The sequence below is a fragment of the Promicromonospora sp. NPDC023805 genome (assembly GCF_040639635.1).
In the GTDB taxonomy this organism is placed as follows: Bacteria; Actinomycetota; Actinomycetes; order Actinomycetales; family Cellulomonadaceae; genus Promicromonospora.
On sequence record NZ_JBFAAH010000004.1, the window covers coordinates 189244 to 206759 of the forward strand.

18 protein-coding genes are annotated in these 17516 nt (G+C 69.0%); 11 read left to right on the forward strand and 7 right to left on the reverse strand.

Annotated features, from left to right (window positions below):
• The first annotated feature begins 65 nt into the window (after nt 1-65).
• Nucleotides 66-1334: a prolyl oligopeptidase family serine peptidase gene (locus tag AB0F70_RS07040; RefSeq protein WP_357445243.1), complete on the forward strand. Its 1269-nt coding sequence runs from the start codon at nt 66-68 to the stop codon at nt 1332-1334.
• A gap of 9 nt (nt 1335-1343) precedes the next feature.
• On the opposite strand, the gene AB0F70_RS07045 is transcribed toward AB0F70_RS07040, so the two are convergent.
• The 3 genes from AB0F70_RS07045 to AB0F70_RS07055 form a co-directional block, all read right to left on the reverse strand.
• Entirely contained in the window at nt 1344-1712 is a 369-nt protein-coding gene (locus AB0F70_RS07045; protein WP_357445246.1) for a nuclear transport factor 2 family protein, read from the reverse strand.
• Between the two features lie 36 nt (nt 1713-1748).
• Complete coding sequence (locus AB0F70_RS07050; protein ID WP_357445249.1) at nt 1749-4088, reverse strand: beta-L-arabinofuranosidase domain-containing protein; 2340 nt, start codon at nt 4086-4088, stop codon at nt 1749-1751.
• Between the two features lie 89 nt (nt 4089-4177).
• Nucleotides 4178-5122, reverse strand: a complete 945-nt coding sequence (locus AB0F70_RS07055; RefSeq protein WP_357445252.1) for a YafY family protein — start codon at nt 5120-5122, stop codon at nt 4178-4180.
• A 92-nt stretch (nt 5123-5214) separates the two neighbouring features.
• Here AB0F70_RS07055 and AB0F70_RS07060 point away from each other — a divergent pair, with 92 nt between their 5' ends.
• From AB0F70_RS07060 to AB0F70_RS07070, 3 genes are all read left to right on the forward strand, one after another.
• Nucleotides 5215-5739 carry a VOC family protein gene (locus tag AB0F70_RS07060; RefSeq protein ID WP_357445255.1) on the forward strand — a complete coding sequence of 175 codons (525 nt, stop codon included), beginning with the start codon at nt 5215-5217 and terminating at the stop codon, nt 5737-5739.
• Nucleotides 5740-6687: 948 nt separating this feature from the next.
• A complete protein-coding gene (locus tag AB0F70_RS07065; protein WP_357445383.1) occupies nt 6688-6780 on the forward strand; it encodes a hypothetical protein in 93 nt (30 codons plus the stop codon).
• A gap of 289 nt (nt 6781-7069) precedes the next feature.
• Complete coding sequence (locus AB0F70_RS07070; protein ID WP_357445258.1) at nt 7070-8503, forward strand: ATP-binding protein; 1434 nt, start codon at nt 7070-7072, stop codon at nt 8501-8503.
• Nucleotides 8504-8725: 222 nt separating this feature from the next.
• On the opposite strand, the gene AB0F70_RS07075 is transcribed toward AB0F70_RS07070, so the two are convergent.
• Entirely contained in the window at nt 8726-9598 is an 873-nt protein-coding gene (locus AB0F70_RS07075; RefSeq protein WP_357445261.1) for a helix-turn-helix transcriptional regulator, read from the reverse strand.
• Nucleotides 9599-9744: 146 nt separating this feature from the next.
• On the opposite strand from AB0F70_RS07075, the gene AB0F70_RS07080 reads away from it, so the two are divergent.
• The 3 genes from AB0F70_RS07080 to AB0F70_RS07090 all read left to right on the forward strand — a co-directional run bounded on the left by AB0F70_RS07080 (nt 9745) and on the right by AB0F70_RS07090 (nt 11999).
• Nucleotides 9745-10773 (forward strand): metalloregulator ArsR/SmtB family transcription factor, encoded by a 1029-nt coding sequence (locus AB0F70_RS07080; protein ID WP_357445264.1) that lies wholly within the window; start codon nt 9745-9747, stop codon nt 10771-10773.
• Between the two features lie 36 nt (nt 10774-10809).
• Nucleotides 10810-11244 carry an arsenate reductase ArsC gene (locus AB0F70_RS07085; RefSeq protein ID WP_357445266.1) on the forward strand — a complete coding sequence of 145 codons (435 nt, stop codon included), beginning with the start codon at nt 10810-10812 and terminating at the stop codon, nt 11242-11244.
• A gap of 74 nt (nt 11245-11318) precedes the next feature.
• The gene (locus tag AB0F70_RS07090) at nt 11319-11999 is read left to right on the forward strand and encodes an MIP/aquaporin family protein (protein WP_357445386.1); all 681 of its coding nucleotides are present in this window, start codon (nt 11319-11321) and stop codon (nt 11997-11999) included.
• Between the two features lie 61 nt (nt 12000-12060).
• Here AB0F70_RS07090 and AB0F70_RS07095 read toward each other — a convergent pair whose 3' ends face one another.
• Nucleotides 12061-13563, reverse strand: coding sequence for an FAD-dependent oxidoreductase (locus tag AB0F70_RS07095; protein ID WP_357445269.1), 1503 nt, complete (start codon nt 13561-13563; stop codon nt 12061-12063).
• Between the two features lie 84 nt (nt 13564-13647).
• Between AB0F70_RS07095 and AB0F70_RS07100 the strand changes: the two genes are divergently transcribed.
• Complete coding sequence (locus AB0F70_RS07100) at nt 13648-14025, forward strand: metalloregulator ArsR/SmtB family transcription factor (protein ID WP_357445272.1); 378 nt, start codon at nt 13648-13650, stop codon at nt 14023-14025.
• Between the two features lie 149 nt (nt 14026-14174).
• Here AB0F70_RS07100 and AB0F70_RS07105 read toward each other — a convergent pair whose 3' ends face one another.
• Both AB0F70_RS07105 and AB0F70_RS07110 read right to left on the reverse strand, forming a co-directional pair.
• A complete protein-coding gene (locus AB0F70_RS07105; RefSeq protein WP_357445275.1) occupies nt 14175-14855 on the reverse strand; it encodes a glycoside hydrolase family 2 TIM barrel-domain containing protein in 681 nt (226 codons plus the stop codon).
• On the reverse strand, nt 14852-15247 hold the full coding sequence (locus tag AB0F70_RS07110) for a helix-turn-helix transcriptional regulator (RefSeq protein ID WP_357445278.1): 396 nt from the start codon (nt 15245-15247) through the stop codon (nt 14852-14854). Before AB0F70_RS07110 ends, AB0F70_RS07105 begins: the two co-directional genes overlap by 4 nt.
• 186 nt (nt 15248-15433) lie before the next feature.
• Between AB0F70_RS07110 and AB0F70_RS07115 the strand changes: the two genes are divergently transcribed.
• Genes AB0F70_RS07115 through AB0F70_RS07125 form a run of 3 tightly spaced genes read left to right on the forward strand, consistent with a single transcriptional unit; the run spans nt 15434 to nt 17466 of the window.
• Nucleotides 15434-15721: a hypothetical protein gene (locus tag AB0F70_RS07115; RefSeq protein WP_357445281.1), complete on the forward strand. Its 288-nt coding sequence runs from the start codon at nt 15434-15436 to the stop codon at nt 15719-15721.
• Nucleotides 15718-16923, forward strand: coding sequence for an HAD family hydrolase (locus AB0F70_RS07120; RefSeq protein ID WP_357445284.1), 1206 nt, complete (start codon nt 15718-15720; stop codon nt 16921-16923). Before AB0F70_RS07115 ends, AB0F70_RS07120 begins: the two co-directional genes overlap by 4 nt.
• Before the next feature lie 9 nt (nt 16924-16932).
• On the forward strand, nt 16933-17466 hold the full coding sequence (locus AB0F70_RS07125) for a hypothetical protein (RefSeq protein WP_357445287.1): 534 nt from the start codon (nt 16933-16935) through the stop codon (nt 17464-17466).
• Nucleotides 17467-17516 lie beyond the last annotated feature (50 nt).

Sequence of the window (17516 nt, forward strand, 5' to 3'; positions counted from 1 at the left end):
CTCCGGGTGGTTGGTGATGCGCTCGCGCGGGCCGGCCACTTGGCCCCGGACAAAGGAGTTCCGCCATGCGCACAGAGATCACCCGCCGCACCCTGATCGTCTCCGGCGCGACCGTCGGCGCCTCGGCGCTGCTGGGCGGACCGGCCGCGAGCGCCGCCGTCAACACTGCCGGGAGCGGGCGTCGCGAGGCGCTGGTGACGCCGATCGCCGAGGTTCTCGACGGCGGCGAGCAGGTGACGTCGCTCGCCATCTCCTCCCCCGCCCTGCACCGCGCTGAGCGGTCGTCGCTGACGTCCACGACGTTCGCCGTGCACGTCACCGCCACCAACCCGCTCACGCGCGAGGTCGCCTACGCGCAGGATCGTGTGGTCACCGCGGCGACGTGGACCCGCCGTGGCGAGATCACGCTGGAGCTCGAGCACGGCTGGGGTGTCGACGGCGGCGGCACCCTGCAGTACCTGGGTGCGCACGGCCGCAACGTCCTCCTGGATCTGGACTACGCGATCACGCAGGTCGAGCCGCTGCGGGGGCGAGGTCCGGGCGGCCCCGTGGTGCTCGACTCGTTCCGTCAGGGCCGGGTGTCCGATCCGGAGGTCGACGCGTTCGCCCACCATGCGACGGCGTCGGGCCTGAACTACCGGTTGTTCTCCCCTGCGCGCCGGAGCGGTCGGCGCGGCGCGGCGCTCGTCGTCTGGCTGCACGGCGGCGGCGAGGGTGGCCTGCGGACCGGCGGGTACGACTACTACGACAACGAGGCGCAGCTGCGGGCGAACCGCGGCGCGCTCGGCTTCGCGACGCCGGAGGCGCAGGACATCTTCGGTGGTGCCTACGTGCTCGCGCCGCAGGCGACGTCGGCCTGGATGCTCGACGGCGACGGGTTCGCGCCGCTCATCCTGGAGGCGATCGAGGAGGTCGCCCGATCGCACCGGATCGACGCGAGCCGGATCCACGTCGTCGGCTGCTCCAACGGCGGGTACATGTCGCTGAAGATGGTCGCCGAGCACCCCGAGACGTTCGCGACCTCCGTACCGATCTGCTGCGGCATCGGTGCCCGCGACGGCTCCGACGTGTACTTCATCTCCGACGACGAGCTCGCGGCGATGCGGACCCCGACGTGGCTCGTGCACTCGTCCGACGACACGACGCTGGATGCCCAGGCCAACACCGTCCATGCCCACGAGCGCATCGACGGCTCGATCATGAGCCTGTACGACAACGTCACCTGGGACGGGATCACCTACCCCGGGCACTGGTCGTGGATCTACGTCGCGCGCGACGACCCGCACCACGACGGTGCGAGCGTCTGGGAGTGGATGGCGACGACGAAGCGCTGAGCAGCAGGCTCAGGGACCGACGGGCGAGTCCTGGCTGAACGTGTTCCGCCAGCGGCCGTCGCGTTCGACCCACAGTGAGCTGATGAACATGGACTCCGTCTCGTCCTGACCGGACGGCTGGTGGTCGGCGCGGTAGCAGAGCAGCACCGAGCTCTCGGAGACCTCGATCAGCCGCGCGTCCACGATGGAGTACGACGTGGTGATCGGGCCGTCCGAGAGCTGTTCGGCGTGCTCTGTCCGGTTCGCGAACCCGGACGGGTACACGCCGAGGAAGTCCGCGGACAGCAGCTCGTGCTGCGCCTGCGGGTCACCGCTGACCTGCGTGTCCCAGACCCGTGACTCAAGATCGACGAAGAACTGCGTGGTGTGCGCCGGCATCCGGTCATCCTCACATCTCTCCTGGGCCGGAACACCTCAGCCCTCCCGCAGGACCACCTCGACGACCAGCAGGTCGCCGCTGTCCGCGCCGTCCACCGCCTCGACGCGGAACACCGTCTCGCCCGGGGCACCCGCCTCGCGCACGGCCTCCGTGAGGTAGTACTCGTGCTCGGCCAGGCCCTCGCCGTCGACCGGCGCGGTGAGCGTCCGTGACGGGCCGACCTCGAGGCCGTTGAGTAGGATCCGACGTCGGCTGGCGGCGCGGTCGACGAAACGCGTCCGCACCGCGGCCGCGGTGTCCGGGCAGCGGAGGCGGTACTCGAACCACCCGGTCGTGCTGCGCCAGTGCACCCCGTCCGCCCCGCCCGCCCGGGTCCGCTCCCCCGTGAACCCGTGGTCCACCTCTGGCTGCTGCTCGCCGGCCGTCACCTTGTCGAAGACGGCCGCTGCGGTGTCGGCGTCGTCGAGGGTCCGGAGCGTGGACAGGGCACGGGACGGGTCGGCGTCGGCCGGGAAGTAGATGGTGTAGCGCTCGTCGTGGATGGCGGCGAAGGGTTCGAGCAGGACGGTGCCGGGGACGAGCTCGCCGGACCGCTCCCGGAGCACCGCGAGCTCGAACGTCAGCGTCGGCTCGTCGACGAGCGCCACCGCCGACTCCGGAGGCTCGGCAGCGACGATGGGGCTCTGCCGCATCGGCACCAACTGGCCGTGGGCGACGTGCGCCATCCGGTCGGGCCCCGCGACGAGCCCCGCGAGCTTGCCGGCGCCGCTGCGTGACGCGAGCACGACGGGGCCGTAGCGGAACGCGACCCAGCCGGACCCGTCGGGCAGCGGCTCCGCGACGAGTCGGGGTGCGAGCCGGATCGTGACCGCCGTCGTCCCGCTCCAGGTCCGCGCGATCTCCGCATAACCGTCGACGAGGACGGCGTCGACCGGCTCGCCGTCGACGCTCAGGCCCCCGAGCTCCGCCCAGGACGGCACGCGGAGGCGCAGCGTGCGCGCCCGGGGCGTCTCGGAGGTGACCTCGATCCTGGCCTGGTCGCGGAACGGCAGCTCGGTCGACAGCTCGACCCGCAGGCTCTCCTCCGGCCAGTCGAGGACCGCCGGCGTGTAGAGCTCGACGCGGAGGTCGGGCCCGTCGTGGGTGTAGATCAGCTCGTTGTACCGCGTGTGGCCCTCGAGGCCCGAGCCGACACAGCACCACATGGACAGGTGCGGCCGCGAGTACACCCGGTAGTGGGCCGGGCGCATCGGCGTGAAGTACACGAAGCCTCCGCGCCGGGGGTGGACGGACGAGACCACGTGGTTGAAGAGCGCCCGCTCGGCGAACTCCACCGTGGCGCCGTCGTGCTCGCGGTCGAGCCGCAGGCGCGCCAGCTCGAGCATGTTGTGGGTGTTGCAGGTCTCCGGCCCCTCGCGGTCCGTCAGCACCTCGGTGAAGTCCGACGACGGGTGGAAGTGCTCGCGCACGCTGTTCCCGCCGATCGCCAGCGTGCGGCGTTCGACCACCGAGGACCAGAAGGCGTCGGCCGCTGCGGCGAACCGCTCGGCGCCGGGGTCGCGGTCCGGGGCGCCGTTTCGCTCCAGGTCGGCCAGCCGCTGGTAGCCCAGCACCTTGGGGATCTGCGTGTTGGCGTGGAGCCCGTCGAGCGGGTCGCCGCCGTCGGCCAGCGGATCCAGCAGCTTGCGGTGGGCCAGCCTGCGCCCCTCGGCGACGAGGTCCTCACGGCCGGTGAGCACGCCCAGCTCGACGAACGCCTCGTTGAGCCCGCCGAACTCGGCGGTGAGGATCTGCTCGACCTGCTCGTCGGTGACGGCCTTCGTGACCGACAGCCACCAGTCGGCCCAGCGCGTCGCCATGGCCAGCGCGCGCTCGGAGCGCCCGTGGGTCGCCGCGTCGATGAGGCCGGCGAGCGTCTTGTGCAGGTTGTAGACCGGGACCCACCGGCCGTTGAGGCTGAACAGGTCGGCGTCTATGCGGCCGGCGGTGAGCTCCTCGCCCAGGGCCGGCCCGTCCGGTACCCCGCCGACGTAGCCGGTGCCTACCTTGTCCTGGCAGCGCTCGAGCACGTCGAGCAGGTGCTCCATACGGTCGTGCAGCGCGTCCTGGCCGGTCACCGCCCACAGCTTGGCGTGCGCGGACAGGGCGTGACCGCCGATGTGGCCGTCGAGCCCCCCGCTCTCCCAGTCGCCGTACGGCTCGGCCCGGCTGTCGAGCCCCGCCGCCACGAGGAACGGGGCGAGGAGCCGGTCCAGGTCGATGTCGAGCACCGCCTCCAGCGCCCGCCGCTGGGCGACCGCGAACGGTCCGGGGCCGAGCCGGACGGCCCCCAGCGGGAAGGTCCGGCCGGCGGTCGCGGGCCGTGCGGTACTCATGGACAACGAGGCTCCTTTGAAGGTCGCACGGCTCCGTCAGATCGCTCGGCTCCGTCGCCGTGCTGGGGCGCAGGTTCGCTGAAGCTACCTCAACCGGTCCGCTCATGGATCCAGGCGAGGTGCTCCCGCAGCTCCTGCGGCCCGTGCAGCACGAAGCGGCAGTCCAGCGCGAGCAACCGCCTCGCCAGCCACTCGACGGTGTCGGCCGAGCTCCGCCACCGGGTGTCATCTCCTTCTGGCGCGATCTCGCCGTCGCCGAGATGATCGCGCAACCGCGCCCGGGCCTTGTCGAACGGCAGCCGTAGGGTCACCTCAGCGCGGTACGTCGGTGCCATCGCGCGCTCGGCATGCTCGAGATGCGCGAGCACGTCCGCGTCCGGCATGAGTTCCCGCGCTCGCGCGCCGGTGGCGCGGGGGGCCGAGATCCGATCGGCCCGGAAGTGCCGCCAGTCGTCGCGGTCGAGGTCGAACGCGACGAGATACCACCGCTGGCGCACGACGACCAGGCGCTGGGGTTCGACGTGCCGAGCACTGGCCACCCCACTGCGATCCTCGTACTCCATGCGCACACGTTCCCGATTCGAGGTGGCGGCGGCGAGGACCGTGAGGATGTCGGGATCCACCGACATCTCAGGCCCCGGTCTGCGGGTCATCGCGGCAGCACCCAGCGTGCGCACCCGATGTCGCAGCCGGGAAGGTAGTGACTGGCTCAGCTTGGTGAGCGCGCGGATGCCTGCGTCCTCGAGCTCCGGCAGCCCTTGGACGGCGACCGTCCGCAGACCGAGCGCGACGGCGACAGCCTCGTCGTCCTCCAGGAGCAGCGGCGGCATCGAGGTGCCCGCGACCAGGCGGTAGCCCCCGTGGGCACCGAGGTCGGCGTCGATGGGATAACCCATCTCGCGCAACCTGTCGACGTCGCGGCGCACCGTGCGGTGGGTGACGTCCAACCGCTCGGCGAGCTCGCTGCCCGACCAGGTACGCGAGGTCTGTAGCAGCGAGAGCAGGGTCAGCAAACGCGAGGTGGGTCCGGCCATCTACCAATCATCTCCGTATCTAGGACATGAACCGTCCTACTTCACTCCTAGCGTTGCGGACATCAGCACGAAGAACCCAAGAGGAACCGAATATGTCCCAGCTGCAGAACGCCACCCCGGCCGGTTACACGAGCGTCGCCCCCTGGGTCGTCACCGACGACACCGGAGCCTTCCTTGATTTCGTCACCCAGGTGCTCGACGGCGAGGAACTTGCCCGCGTGGCGACCGAGAGCGGCGCGATCGGCCACGGCGAGATCAGGGTCGGTGACACCGTCGTGCTGGCCTTCGACCGTGCGCCGGAGTGGCCGGTGATGCCGAGCCTCCTGCGGGTGTGGGTGCCGGACGCGGACGCCGTCTTCGAGAAGGCAGTCGCTGCGGGCGCGAAGGTCGTGACCGCACTCGCCGACAGCGCCTTCGGTCAGCGCGGCGGACGGATCAAGGACCCGTTCGGCAATATCTGGTGGGTCGTGACCCACGTCGAAGACGTTCCGGAGGATGCGATGTGGGCGCGGCTGCAGGATCCGGTGTACGCCGAGCAGATGCGCGTGGCGCAGGAGACGTTCGACGCGGAGATGACCGGACAGGCTCAGGGGCGGAGCAGCGCGCCGGTGCGCTGAACGTCGTTGGTGCCCGCTCCCTGCGCGGGATTGGTCCGCGCGGGGAGGCATGCCTGGGTCGACCGACGGACATAGAGAGCACATATCACATGTCCATTGAGTTCCGGCCGAGGATCGGATGTACTACGCATAACAGCTGAAGCGAGTGAGCCGAGGGCACCCCCCAAACAACGATGTTCGGAGGAACTCAGATGAATCGCACGCCTCGGCGTCTCCTGACCACGCTCATGGCCATGACCCTGGCATGGGGTTGGGCGCTCGTGAGTCCGACCCCCGCAACCGCCGCAACCACCACCTACTACGCCTCGCCCAGTGGCAGCGGAACCGGCTGCACCTCGAGCGCGCCATGCTCGATCTCGCAGGTCAAGACCGCGGTCAGGCAGAACCAGAGCTCCGCGTCCCCGACCGACGTGGTGGTCGTGCTCGCCGGGGGCCGCTACGAGCTCTCCTCGCCGTTGAGCTTCACGGCCGCCGACGGCGGGCGCACCACGACGACCGTGCGCTGGACGGCCGCCCCGGGCGCGACCCCCGTCCTGACCGGCTCGACGCCCGTCACCGGGTGGAGCTCGTACGACTCGGCGAAGAACATCTGGGTCGCCTCGACGCCAGCCGGGCAAGACACCCGTGACCTCTTCGTCAACGGCGTCTCGTCGCCCCGCGCATCGGTGACCATCGCTCGTAGCGACATCCAGATGACCACCACCGGATTCAACATCACGAACCCGGCGCTCAACTACCTCTCGAACCTGCCGCAGAAGAACCGGCTCGAGCTGCGCTCCATCGGGCACTTCACCGATCGTCACTCGCCGGTCTCGTCCATCAACGGCACCACGGCGACGATGACCCAACCTGCGTGGAACAACAACCTCTGGGGGTACGACACCATGCAGGCCCCGATCTTCGGCGGCCACGGGCTGAGCATCGAGAACTCTCTCTCGTTTCAAGTGTCTGGACGCGAGCGGTCAGGGCACCGGCAACGGTACGGCCGCGGTGATCTGGGACTGCAACGGCCAGACCAACCAGCGATGGACCCGCAGGTGAGGCAGTTCTGAGCTCGTCAGCGTCGCAATCGGGTCGGCGCGCCCGGCACGGCTGCGACGCGCTCAGACGTTGAAGCGGAATCCTGAGCCAGCAGGGACGGGCTGACTGCAATCAGCACACCAATGGCTGCTACCGCGCGGGGCCAGCTCTGCAACGAGCGGGGAGCCATGATTCCGTCCCCATGCCGCCCGGTTGCACTTCCGCTACCCTGAGATTAGTCCCATGTTTGGGACTACCAAACTTGGGACTTCCACACTCGGGCGGTTGGCTCACATCCATTGGAGGGCACTTGTCGTTTGTCGGACGCACGCGCGAACTCGCGATACTCCACAAGCACCTGGACCGGATCCAACGCGGGAGTCGCCTCGACCGCGGTACCGCAATGATGATCCGTGGCCGGCGCCGTGTCGGCAAATCCAGGCTTGCCGGCGAGTTCGTCCGCCGTGCTGGCCTACCTTTCGTCCACTTCCAAGCCTCACGTAATTCCCCGCCCGCCGAAGACCTGCACCACCTCCGTGACGTGATTGCTGCCTCCACTCTCCCCAACGCCGCTCGCGCCCAAGATCTCGACCCCACAACTCTGTCAGCAGCCTTCCAGATCCTCGCTCTCACCCTGCCCGACGACGCTCCGTCGATCGTCGTGATCGATGAACTTCCGTGGCTTTTAGAAGGATTCCCGGGCGGCGCCGGCGAACTGCAACGCGCATGGGACCTGGAACTGTCGCGCAAGCCTGTGCTTCTGCTGCTTCTCGGCAGCGACCTTTCGATGATGGAAAGCCTCACCCACCACGATCAGCCGTTCCACGGACGTGCCACCGAATTGGTGCTGCACGCTCTCAACCCCCGCGACGTCGCCGAGCTGACCGGAACTTCTGGAGTCGACGCATTCGACGCTCACCTGGTCACGGGAGGCCAGCCTCTCGTCGCTGAGTCCTGGGAAGCGGGAATGACTCTCGACGATTTCCTCCGCGCCGAACTTGAGGACTCCACAACCCCACTCGTGGTGAACGGTCAGCGCATCCTGGAGTCGGAGTTCAGCGAGACCTCCCTGTCCCGGCGAATTCTGACAGCGGTCGGCGGCCGTGGCGAGCGCACGTTCACCTCTGTCCAACAGTCTGCCGCCAACATCGAAGTGATCCCATCGACATCCCTGACCCGGACACTGAGCATGCTCCGCGAGAAACGCGTGGTGGCCTTCGACGAGCCCCTTTCGATGAAGCGCGCAGCCAAGGACCGCCGTTACCGGATCGCTGACCCCGCACTGCGCTTCTGGCTCGCGTTCGTCGAACCCCACCTCGGCGAAATTGACGCCGGACGAGGAGACATCGCATACACGCGAATCGTCAATGGGTACTCGGCCTGGCGCGGACGCGCCATTGAACCGGTCGTCCGGGAAGCTGTCTGGCGACTCACACCCACAAGCCCGTGGCCCGAGGCGAAAGCCGTCGGAAACTGGTGGCCCCGAAACAACAACCCCGAGATCGACCTCGTTGGGGCCGACGACCGACCCGCAAGCACCATCTACTTCGTCGGAACGATCAAATGGCGCACTGACAGCCCCATAACCTCTCGCGAAGCCGCTCAGCTCGTCGCCGACGCCGCATCCGTCCCCGGCGCGCCGCCCGATGTCGCTACTATCGGCGTCTGCCCTGGAGGCATGGTCGACGGCGCACCGCTCGACGTCATCTGGACAGCAGACGACCTCCTCCAAGCCTGGCAATGAACCGCGATTGCGCAGGGCCTTGCTCACACCTGAACCGTGCGGATGCATCCCGCATCAGACGTTGAAGCGTGTCATGTGGGCCTGACCTCCTGGTTCGCCGTTCGGCTCAGTCGTCCGAGGCGACGACCAGGCGCATGGATTCCCTTCTAACTGCGCCGAATCCGTGTCTTGGGCTGGTCACGACTCGAACCACCACGTTCCCGATCCGAGTCAGCGAAGACCTCAATTGCTTGTCGTCTCGTCACCGTCCGAGACGGCAGCCAGACCGAACGCCTTCTCCACCATCTCCGGCGTCACGTAGTCATGAAGGTCCGGCAGTGGGATCGTCGGGTCGAACCAGTTCTCGAAGGCCCACGGCCCATCCTCGGACATGTAGCGGCCGTCGTACATCAGGTCGATGATCCAGTCCGGTTCGACGATCGCGTCGTACCAGTCAGGCCACCCGTCGGTGTCCGCCCCATACATGTCGGCGAAGACGTCACCCTGTTCGAGAATGAGGCGTACGACAACGCCCTCTCCAACCGTCTGGGCAAGGCGGGGCATCATGACCGACTCGGCCGCCGGGGCCGTGCGGCGGATCTGATCGATCGTCGCCTTCAGCCTGAAGACGAAGTCGTAGTCGTACCGCACCCGCCACTGCTCTGGCAGAGCTCCATCGAGCCAGCTGTGGCCCAGTTCGCCGAGATGAGTCCCGCGGGGCTGCCGCCCCAGTTCCTCCAGGTCGCCCTTGATGTGATCCAGCACGACGTCGGAGCCCCAGGCGAAGGTCTTTGCCGCGTCCAGGCCGAAGTTGAGTTCGAGGCCTGCCACATAGAGGCCGTCCTTCTTCGGATCGTATTCGTTCCAGTCTTCACCAAGATCGTCATCGTCTGGCTCGGTTGAGGATGTGCCCGGCAGGACCGACCAGCGCAGCGCTCTACACACGGCGCGGACCTTGTCCTTGCGAAGGTTCGATCCGGTCTCGTAACGGCGCCATGTCTCGCTGCCGATCCCCGCTCGCTGGGCGGCATCCTCGATGGACATGTCCAGCTCTTCCCGCCGGGTCCGGATCGCAGCGCCAAGCTCCGCTCCGCCAGCAATCGTCCTTGGAGGCATCTCCACTCCTTACTGAGGCGTCAGAATGGCATCAGTATACCGCGTCGGTTCAGGCGACGGCGAGCATAGAGATCACCTGAGTTCAGTTGCGCCCTACATCGATGACTGTCAACATAGAGACTCATCGATGTACCAGGGGGTCGACCATGACTGCTCTCACTCCGTCGAGTGCCCGCGGGCAGGAGTCCCATGCCATCGGCATGGACGCCGCGACCACTGTGGCCCTGACGCTCAAGGCCCTGGCCGAGCCGCTCCGCCTGCGGATGCTGTCGGCGATCGCTTCCAGCCCCGAGGGTGAGGTGACGGTCGGTGAGCTCGCGACCCTCACCGACGTCTCCCAGCCCACGGTGTCCCACCACCTCAAGGTCCTGCGCGACATCGGTCTCCTCGCCGCCGACCGGCGCGGCACCTCGGTCTGGTACCGGATCAGGCCCGCCTACCGCGGTGCGGTGAACACCCTCCTGGACAGGTTCGCGCCGGCGGCCATCGAGGTGATGGAGACGCCGCACCTGACCGAGCTACGGAACGTGGATCCCGCCCTCGACCGCATGGCCGCGTCCCTCGCCGAGCGGTTCCCCGATACGCCGTCGAACGAGTGCGTACGTGTGGTCCGCGAGTCGTACACGGCGCTGGTACGCCGCGGCGGCGAGTCCGTCTACTTGGTCCCGCTCACGGAGCACTTCGCCCGGCAGCGGATCATCGATGTGGAAAAGGCGCATGCGCAGGAGACCGCGGCGGGCACGGCGCACCTGCCGCAGGTCCTGTTCGTGTGCGTGGCCAACGCCGGCCGCTCGCAGCTGGCCGCGGCCCTGATGCGGCACTACGCGGGCGATCGTGTAGTCGTCCGCTCCGCCGGATCAGCGCCCGCCGCGGAGGTGCACGCCGGCGTGCGCGTGCTGCTGTCGGAGCTGGGCGACGCCACCGCGGCTGACGAGGTCGACGACGTGACCCGCTTCTACCCCAAGCCCCTGACCGACGACGCCGTCCGCGCCGCCGACGTCGTCGTCACCATGGGCTGCGGAGACGTGTGCCCGATCCTGCCCGGCAAGCGGTACGAGGACTGGATGGTCGGCGACCCGGCCCTTGCCTCGCCCGCCGGCGTCGCGGCGATCCGCGACGAGCTGGACCAGCGGGTACGCGCCCTGCTCGCCGACCTGGTGCCCGAGACCACCTGACCACCGCCCGACGCCCCCTCACCATCGGAGAACCTGATGAGCACCACCGAGCCCACCACCGAGTCCAAGCCGTCTGCCCTGTTCGTCTGCGTGCACAACGCAGGCCGCTCCCAGATGGCCGCCGGGTTCCTGCGAACCCTGTCCGGCGGCGCCGTCGAGGTGCGCTCGGCCGGGTCGATGCCCGCCGAGATGATCAACCCGACCGCGGTGGAGGCCATGCTCGAGAAGGGCATCGACATCCGCGCCGAGAAGCCCAAGGTGCTGACCAACGAGGCCGTGGAGGCCTCCGACGTGGTGATCACCATGGGCTGCGGCGATGCCTGCCCGTTCTACCCCGGCAAGCGGTACGAGGACTGGGAGCTGGAGGACCCCGCGGGTCAGGGCATCGAGTCGGTCCGCCCGATCCGCGACGACATCGAGAAGCGCATCCGGAAGCTGCTGGCCGAGCTGGGTGTGGAGCCCACGGCGTGACGTCCCCCGCGGTGGCCACTCTCGATCCGCAAGCCGCCTTAGGGACACCGGCACGCGCCCCGGCGCCGCCCGCCCTGTGGCGTCGCGCGGTCGCCGAGGCCCTGGGAACGGGTCTGCTGGTGGCGATAGTGGTCGGGTCCGGGATCGCGGCGCAGAGCCTGTCGCCGGACGACGTCGGGTCGCAGCTCTTGCAGAACAGCCTCGCCACGACTCTGGGCCTGGCCGTGCTGATCGCTGTGCTCGGCCCGGTCAGTGGTGCGCACTTCAACCCAGTGGTGACGCTCGTCGACTGGTTCACCGGTCGGCGGGACGGTTCCGGGGTGGGCGTGCGTGACGGCGCCGTCTACGTCGCGGCGCAGGTCGGCGGGGCCATCGGCGGAGCACTGCTGGCCAACGCCATGTTCGACATCCCGGCAGGCCTGTCGACCACCGAGCGTGCGACCGGACCGCACCTGCTGGCCGAGGTCGTCGCGACGGCCGGGCTGGTCCTGGTGATCCTCGGTCTGCTGCGATCCGGGCGGGATGCCTGGATCCCGGCGTCCGTCGGCGCGTACATCGGCGCGGCCTACTGGTTCACCTCTTCGACGTCGTTCGCGAACCCTGCCGTGACGATCGGTCGCGTGTTCAGCGACACCTTCGCCGGGATCGCGCCCGCCTCCGTGCTGCCGTTCGTCGGGGCCCAGGTCGTTGGCGGAGCACTTGGCGTTCTGCTCGCCATGGCCCTTTACCCGCCGCGGCGCGAGCAGACCATCTGACCAGGAGGCGCGACCCCGGGTACCTGCCCGGACTCACGCCCCCTGTGTTGCGGTCCGGTCGTCAGTCGCTGGAGCGACCGTGCCCGACGCCGGTCGCGAACCCGACCTTGACCGGCTCGGGCGCGCTGCCCGACGTCGGCTCGGCTGCTCCACCGCATCCCGACGCCGCCTCGGCGGGTGCGCCCAGTCCGAGCGTGACCGCCTGCGGACCCGACGGCGCAGCGCAGCATCGGCCGCTGGTCGCACCGGCCAGAGCCTCGGCGGAGACCACGCCGTCCGCGTCAGCGGCGAACGCCAGGTCCGAGGAGCAGACGCCGGTCTGCGGCAGGTTCAGCTCGACGGCGTCGGCCGAGGCCCGGTCCCCGGCGAGGGCCGCGACCACGGACCGCACCTGCTCGTACCCGGTGGCCAGCAGGAACGTGGGCGCCCGGCCGTAGGACTTCATGCCCACCAGGTAGAACCCGTCGTCCGGGTGGGTCAGCTCGGTCTCGCCGTGCGCGGGCACGGTGCCGCAGGAGTGGTGGTTGGGGTCGATGAGCGAGGCGATCCGGCGCGGCGCCTCGACGACGGGGTCCAGGTCGAGACGGACCTCGCGCAGCATGTCCAGGTCGGGCCGGAAGCCGGTCGCGTTGACGATCGTGTCGACGGCCAGGTCGAGCCCGCCGTCGGTGCCGTCCTTGCGTGCCGTGCCCAGCACACGCACGGTGCCTGAGGCCTCGGGCTCCAGGCGTTCGATCGCGACCCGGGTGAGCAGCTCGACGCGCCCGGCCTCGACAGCGTCGCGCAGGCGCGTGCCGAGCAGGCCGCGGGCGGGCAGCTCGTCGTCGCTACCGCCGCCGTACAGGCGGCGCGCCGAGCCCCCACGGATGGCCCAGACGATGCGCGTGGTCGGCTCGTCCTTGGCCAGCTCGACCAGGCTGAGCAGGGTGTTCGCCGCGGAGTGGCCCATACCCACCACCAGCGTGGCATGGCCGGCGAACCGCTCCCGGTCGGAACCCAGCACGTCCGGCAGCGCGCCGGTCAGGTGCTCGGCGGCGCGCTCCTCACCGATCGCGGGCAGGCCCGAGAGCCCGAGCGGGTTGGGCGCGCCGTACGTGCCCGAGGCGTCGATCACCGCGCTGGCGCGGGTCTCGTGGACCTCTCCCCCTGCGGTGTAGCGCACCAGGTACGGGCGACGCTCGCGGCCGAGCGACCGGGACCGGTCGGCCCCGTCCCTGGCGACGTCGGAGACCCGCGCGCCATAGCGGACGCGGTCACCCAGGACTCCGGCCAGCGGCGCCAGGTAGTTCTCGACCAGGTCGCTGCCGGTGGGCAGCGCGTCCGGGTTCGGCTCGGTCCAGCCGGTCCCTGCGAGCAGACGGCGGGCGGAGGCGTCGATGTCGTACTGCCACGGGGAGAACAGTCGGACGTGGCCCCAGGAGGCGACGGCGGCGGCCGGGCCGTTCCCGGCTTCCAGCACCAGGGGCTCGAGGCCCCGTTCCAGCAGGTGCGCCGCGGCGGCGAGGCCGACCGGCCCGGCGCCGATGACGACGACGGGCAGGTTCTCGCGGGATGTCTCGGTCATGACCGACTCCTCGGATCGAAGATTTTCGATGGATCAACGAGAGCAACGTATCCATAATCTTCAATGCGTGGCAAGATGGAATCCATGATCACGACTCTCGACCTGGCCGACCCGCCGCGCACCGTGCCGGTGTCAGCGTCCGGTGCCTGCTGTGCGCCGCTGGTCCGCGAGGCGGCCGATCCGCAGACCGCCATCGAGATCGCCCATGTGTTCAAGGCGCTGAGCGACCCCACCCGCGTGCGGCTGCTCTCGATCGTCGCCGCGCACGACGGTGGCGAGGCGTGCGTGTGCGACCTCACCGAACCGGTAGGCCTGTCCCAGCCCACGGTGAGCCACCACCTCAAGCTGCTCGTCGAGGCCGGCCTGCTCACCCGTGAGCAGCGCGGGAAGTGGGGCTACTACTCGGTGGTGCCGGGTGCGTTGAACCGGCTCGGGGTACTGCTCACCGACGCGACAAGCTGACTGGCGCCGGGTTCACGCTGGGTCGGGTAGGCGCATCCCGCCCGCGCCAGGCGGTGCAGCGTCGCAGAATCCTCTCCACGACGGACAACGCGACGGCACTCAAAGAGGTGCGCACCGAACTCGGCGTCGAGCCGGGCGATTCTCCCGATCTAGTACGGCAGCTGCGCGTCGCGGTAGACGTCGTAGGCGAGACGCCGGGTCTCCGAGTCCCAGCCGAGCAGCCCCATCACCGAGATCCCGTTGAGGTCCATGTTGTAGCCCAGGCGCTGCTTGTAGTCCTTGAGCACCCAGTGGGTGTAGCCGGCGACGAAGGGCCGCGCCGACGCCTGCCGCCAGTGGGAGTCGAGGTTCGCGGCCTGCCAGTCCTCGGTCCCCGCCTCTTCGGTGCTCCCCCGTCGGCCCAGGTAGGACCAGGAGCCGTTCTCGGTGATGAGGATCGGCTTGTCCGGATGGCGGGAGTGCACACCGTCGATCGCGGGTCCGAGGTCTTCGTTGTCACCGTAGAAGTAGCCGAAGTACTCGTTGAACCCGATGACGTCGGCAAGCTCGAAGGCGGGGTCGTTCGTCGTGCTGGACGCCCAGGTGACCGGCCGGTCCTGCAGGTCGACGGCGGTGATCGCGTCCTTCATGTCCTGGAGCCAGGCCCGGTAGACCGGCGCGCCACCGGGGTCGATCTCCGACTCGTTCTGCAGCCCCCAGAGGATCACCGACGGGTGGTTGTGCTGGTTCCACGCGGTGGTGGCCGCCATGGCACGCGACAACCCGTAGCTCTCGGTCTGCAGCCGCTGCTGGTCGGTGTTGAGCCACATGTTGTCCGTGTCGTCCATCATGTAGACGCCGTGCCGGTCCGCCCACTCGTACGCGTACGGGTGACGGTTGTAGGAGGCCCCAAGGACGGGACGGCGACCGTTGGGCGGATCTTTCTGGCGGTGTCGCTGACCGGGCGGTGCACCTCACCCCGCGGCGACGCTGCCGGGGTGAGGTCTTCTTGGGTCGTGAAGCCCAGCTCCGTCACGGGGCAGTTGAACAGGGCCTCCAGAGCGGCGCGCTGGCGATGGTGGGGCCATCGAGTTTTTCCGGTCAGCCAGTTGCGGACCGTCCGGTCGCTGACGGTTCCTTCGTATCCGGCCGCGCGCAGGTCGGCGTTCACGGCTTCAGCCAGTTCTGCCTGGGTGAAGCCCGATTCCGCCATGCGCGTCTTGAGGATCTGGTTGCCTCCCACGCATTCACGGTAGCCACACGACGGCATCGAGAAGAAGCGATCACCCCGGAAATTTCCGGTTGCCGCCGATGAATGCCCCGGCACTTTTTCCTCACGCGTTCACGGTTACGGGTATTTCACTGGATCCCAGCCCTCCTCGGCTGCCGAGTCACCGCTCCACCACCCCCTACACACAAGGGCAAGCCAATGACCACGACCCGCTTGGCCGACCAGCTCACGTTCGCCATGGACGTCGCCGCCGAGGCGATCCGCGCCGTGGGACCGGAACACATCGAGATCGTCACGTTGACCCGAGGCCGCATCTGCGTGCAGCCCGTGAACCTGAACGAGGGCGAGCAGATCGCACGCACCTTGGGGTGTGACCTTCCGTTGGATCACCGGATGTTCGTGCCCGGGCACACCCTCTGGACGGGTGTGGTCGACGGCCTGGAGGTCCAGGTCCGGTCGGTCCTTCGCCAGGTGGCGGTCCGATGAGTGCCACGACCACCACGTGCACCCGCACGCTCGTCGCGCTCGACATCGACGGGACCCTGGTGGACGACGGCAACAAGATCCCCTCCGGCACCGTCCCGGCGCTCGACCTGGCACGGGCTGCCGGGCATCAGATCGTGCTTGCCACCGGTCGCTCATTGATCGGGCTGGTACCGATCGCGATCCGACTGGGGCTAACCGACGGTTGGGGCGTGTGCTCCAACGGCGCCTTGACCGTGCGCCTAGACCTGTCCGCACCGTCGGGATACGAAGTCGTTGCCGCTCGCACATTCGACCCGGAACCGGTGATCCGCCGTGCCATGGAGATGGTTCCGGAAGTACGGGTCGCGGTGGAAGAGGTCGGCTGGGGCTGGCGGACCAACCAACCGTTCGAGCCGGGAGAACTCAACGGGCAACAGAAGGTCATAACCCTGAGCGATCTGGTCTCTCATCCCGCTACCCGGGTCGCGCTCGTCGGACCGGGTATCCGCGGGTCTGCCGATGCGCTGCACGCCACCGGCGTCACCGTGACGCCGATGGGATCGGACTGGTTGGACATCGCGGCGCGGGACGTGAACAAGGCGGTCGCGCTCGACGATGTGCGCAGACGCCTGAACATCCCGGTCGAGCGCACCGTGGCGGTGGGAGATGGCGTCAACGATCTGACGATGCTCGCGTGGGCCAGACGTTCGGTGGCGATGGGGCACGCTCCCGCGATCGTGCGCAGTGCTGCTGACGAGACCACCGGCACCATCGACCAGGCCGGGGCCTTGTCGGTACTGCGTTCCCTGGTCCCGGATGTCGACGGTTCGCTCTCCCCGTTGGCTGCGCAGATCGCCACCGCCGAGGCCAGCGCACCGGGCCCAGTGGTCCTGCGGGTGTGGCACGGCACCGGACCGGACCTGTCCCGATGCGAGGCATGGACCCTCCAGAACGGCCATTGGATCAAGCACGCGCCGATCCCGTCCGGCGTCGGCACCACCATGCGCGCCATCGAAGCCGCCGCGCTGGAGGCTGGTCTGCCCTACCCGCGCGGAGACGAAGGCCGCCGACGTGCGCAGTGGCGCAGCGTTACTGGTGATGGACCGCATGGGTTCGAGCTGCCCCTCAGCGATTTGCGGTGGTCATCGTCCCCAAGCGCGGACTACGTCACAGGGACCTCCGACGACGGAGCAGCCGCCGTGCTGCGCTCCCTTCTCGGATAGCCTCGGACCATGCGCCTCCCACGTTTCCAGACCTGGATCACTGCCCGCGTTGACGCCAACCTCCCGACCGGTGTGAAGCGCATCGAGTGGGCCGACAGCGGCATCAACAAGGACAGTGGCATGGGCGAGCAGTGCACCGGTCTCGTGTTCGAAGGACCCGACGGCGGGACCGTGTACTGGCAGACCGTCATCGGCGGCGGCCCCAAGGGCGACAGCTTCGACCGGCCGGAAGAGATCGTCGAGGGCGAGCCGCCTGCCCCGGTCGCGCCCGTCGAGCTTTCGGTGGCCGACGGCAAGCTGCACGTGGCCGACCTGGAAGCGTGGCTCACCGCCCTGGTCATCAACGCCCAGTCCCGTGAACTGGCGTCGGTCGAGCGGTTCTCGACGCGTCCTCCCAAGCCGCTCCTGGGCTTTACCCACCCGTTCGGGTACACGCTCAAGTGGCACGACGGAAGCGCCACCACGAGCTTCCTCAGGTACACCCTCGCACCCGGCGAGCGGCGGTCAGAAAGCACGGAGTGGCGGATCAAGGAGGCGGTGTAAGTGGCAACGAAGAAGTGCGGTAGCTGCGGCCAGGTTGTCGGAGTAGTCGG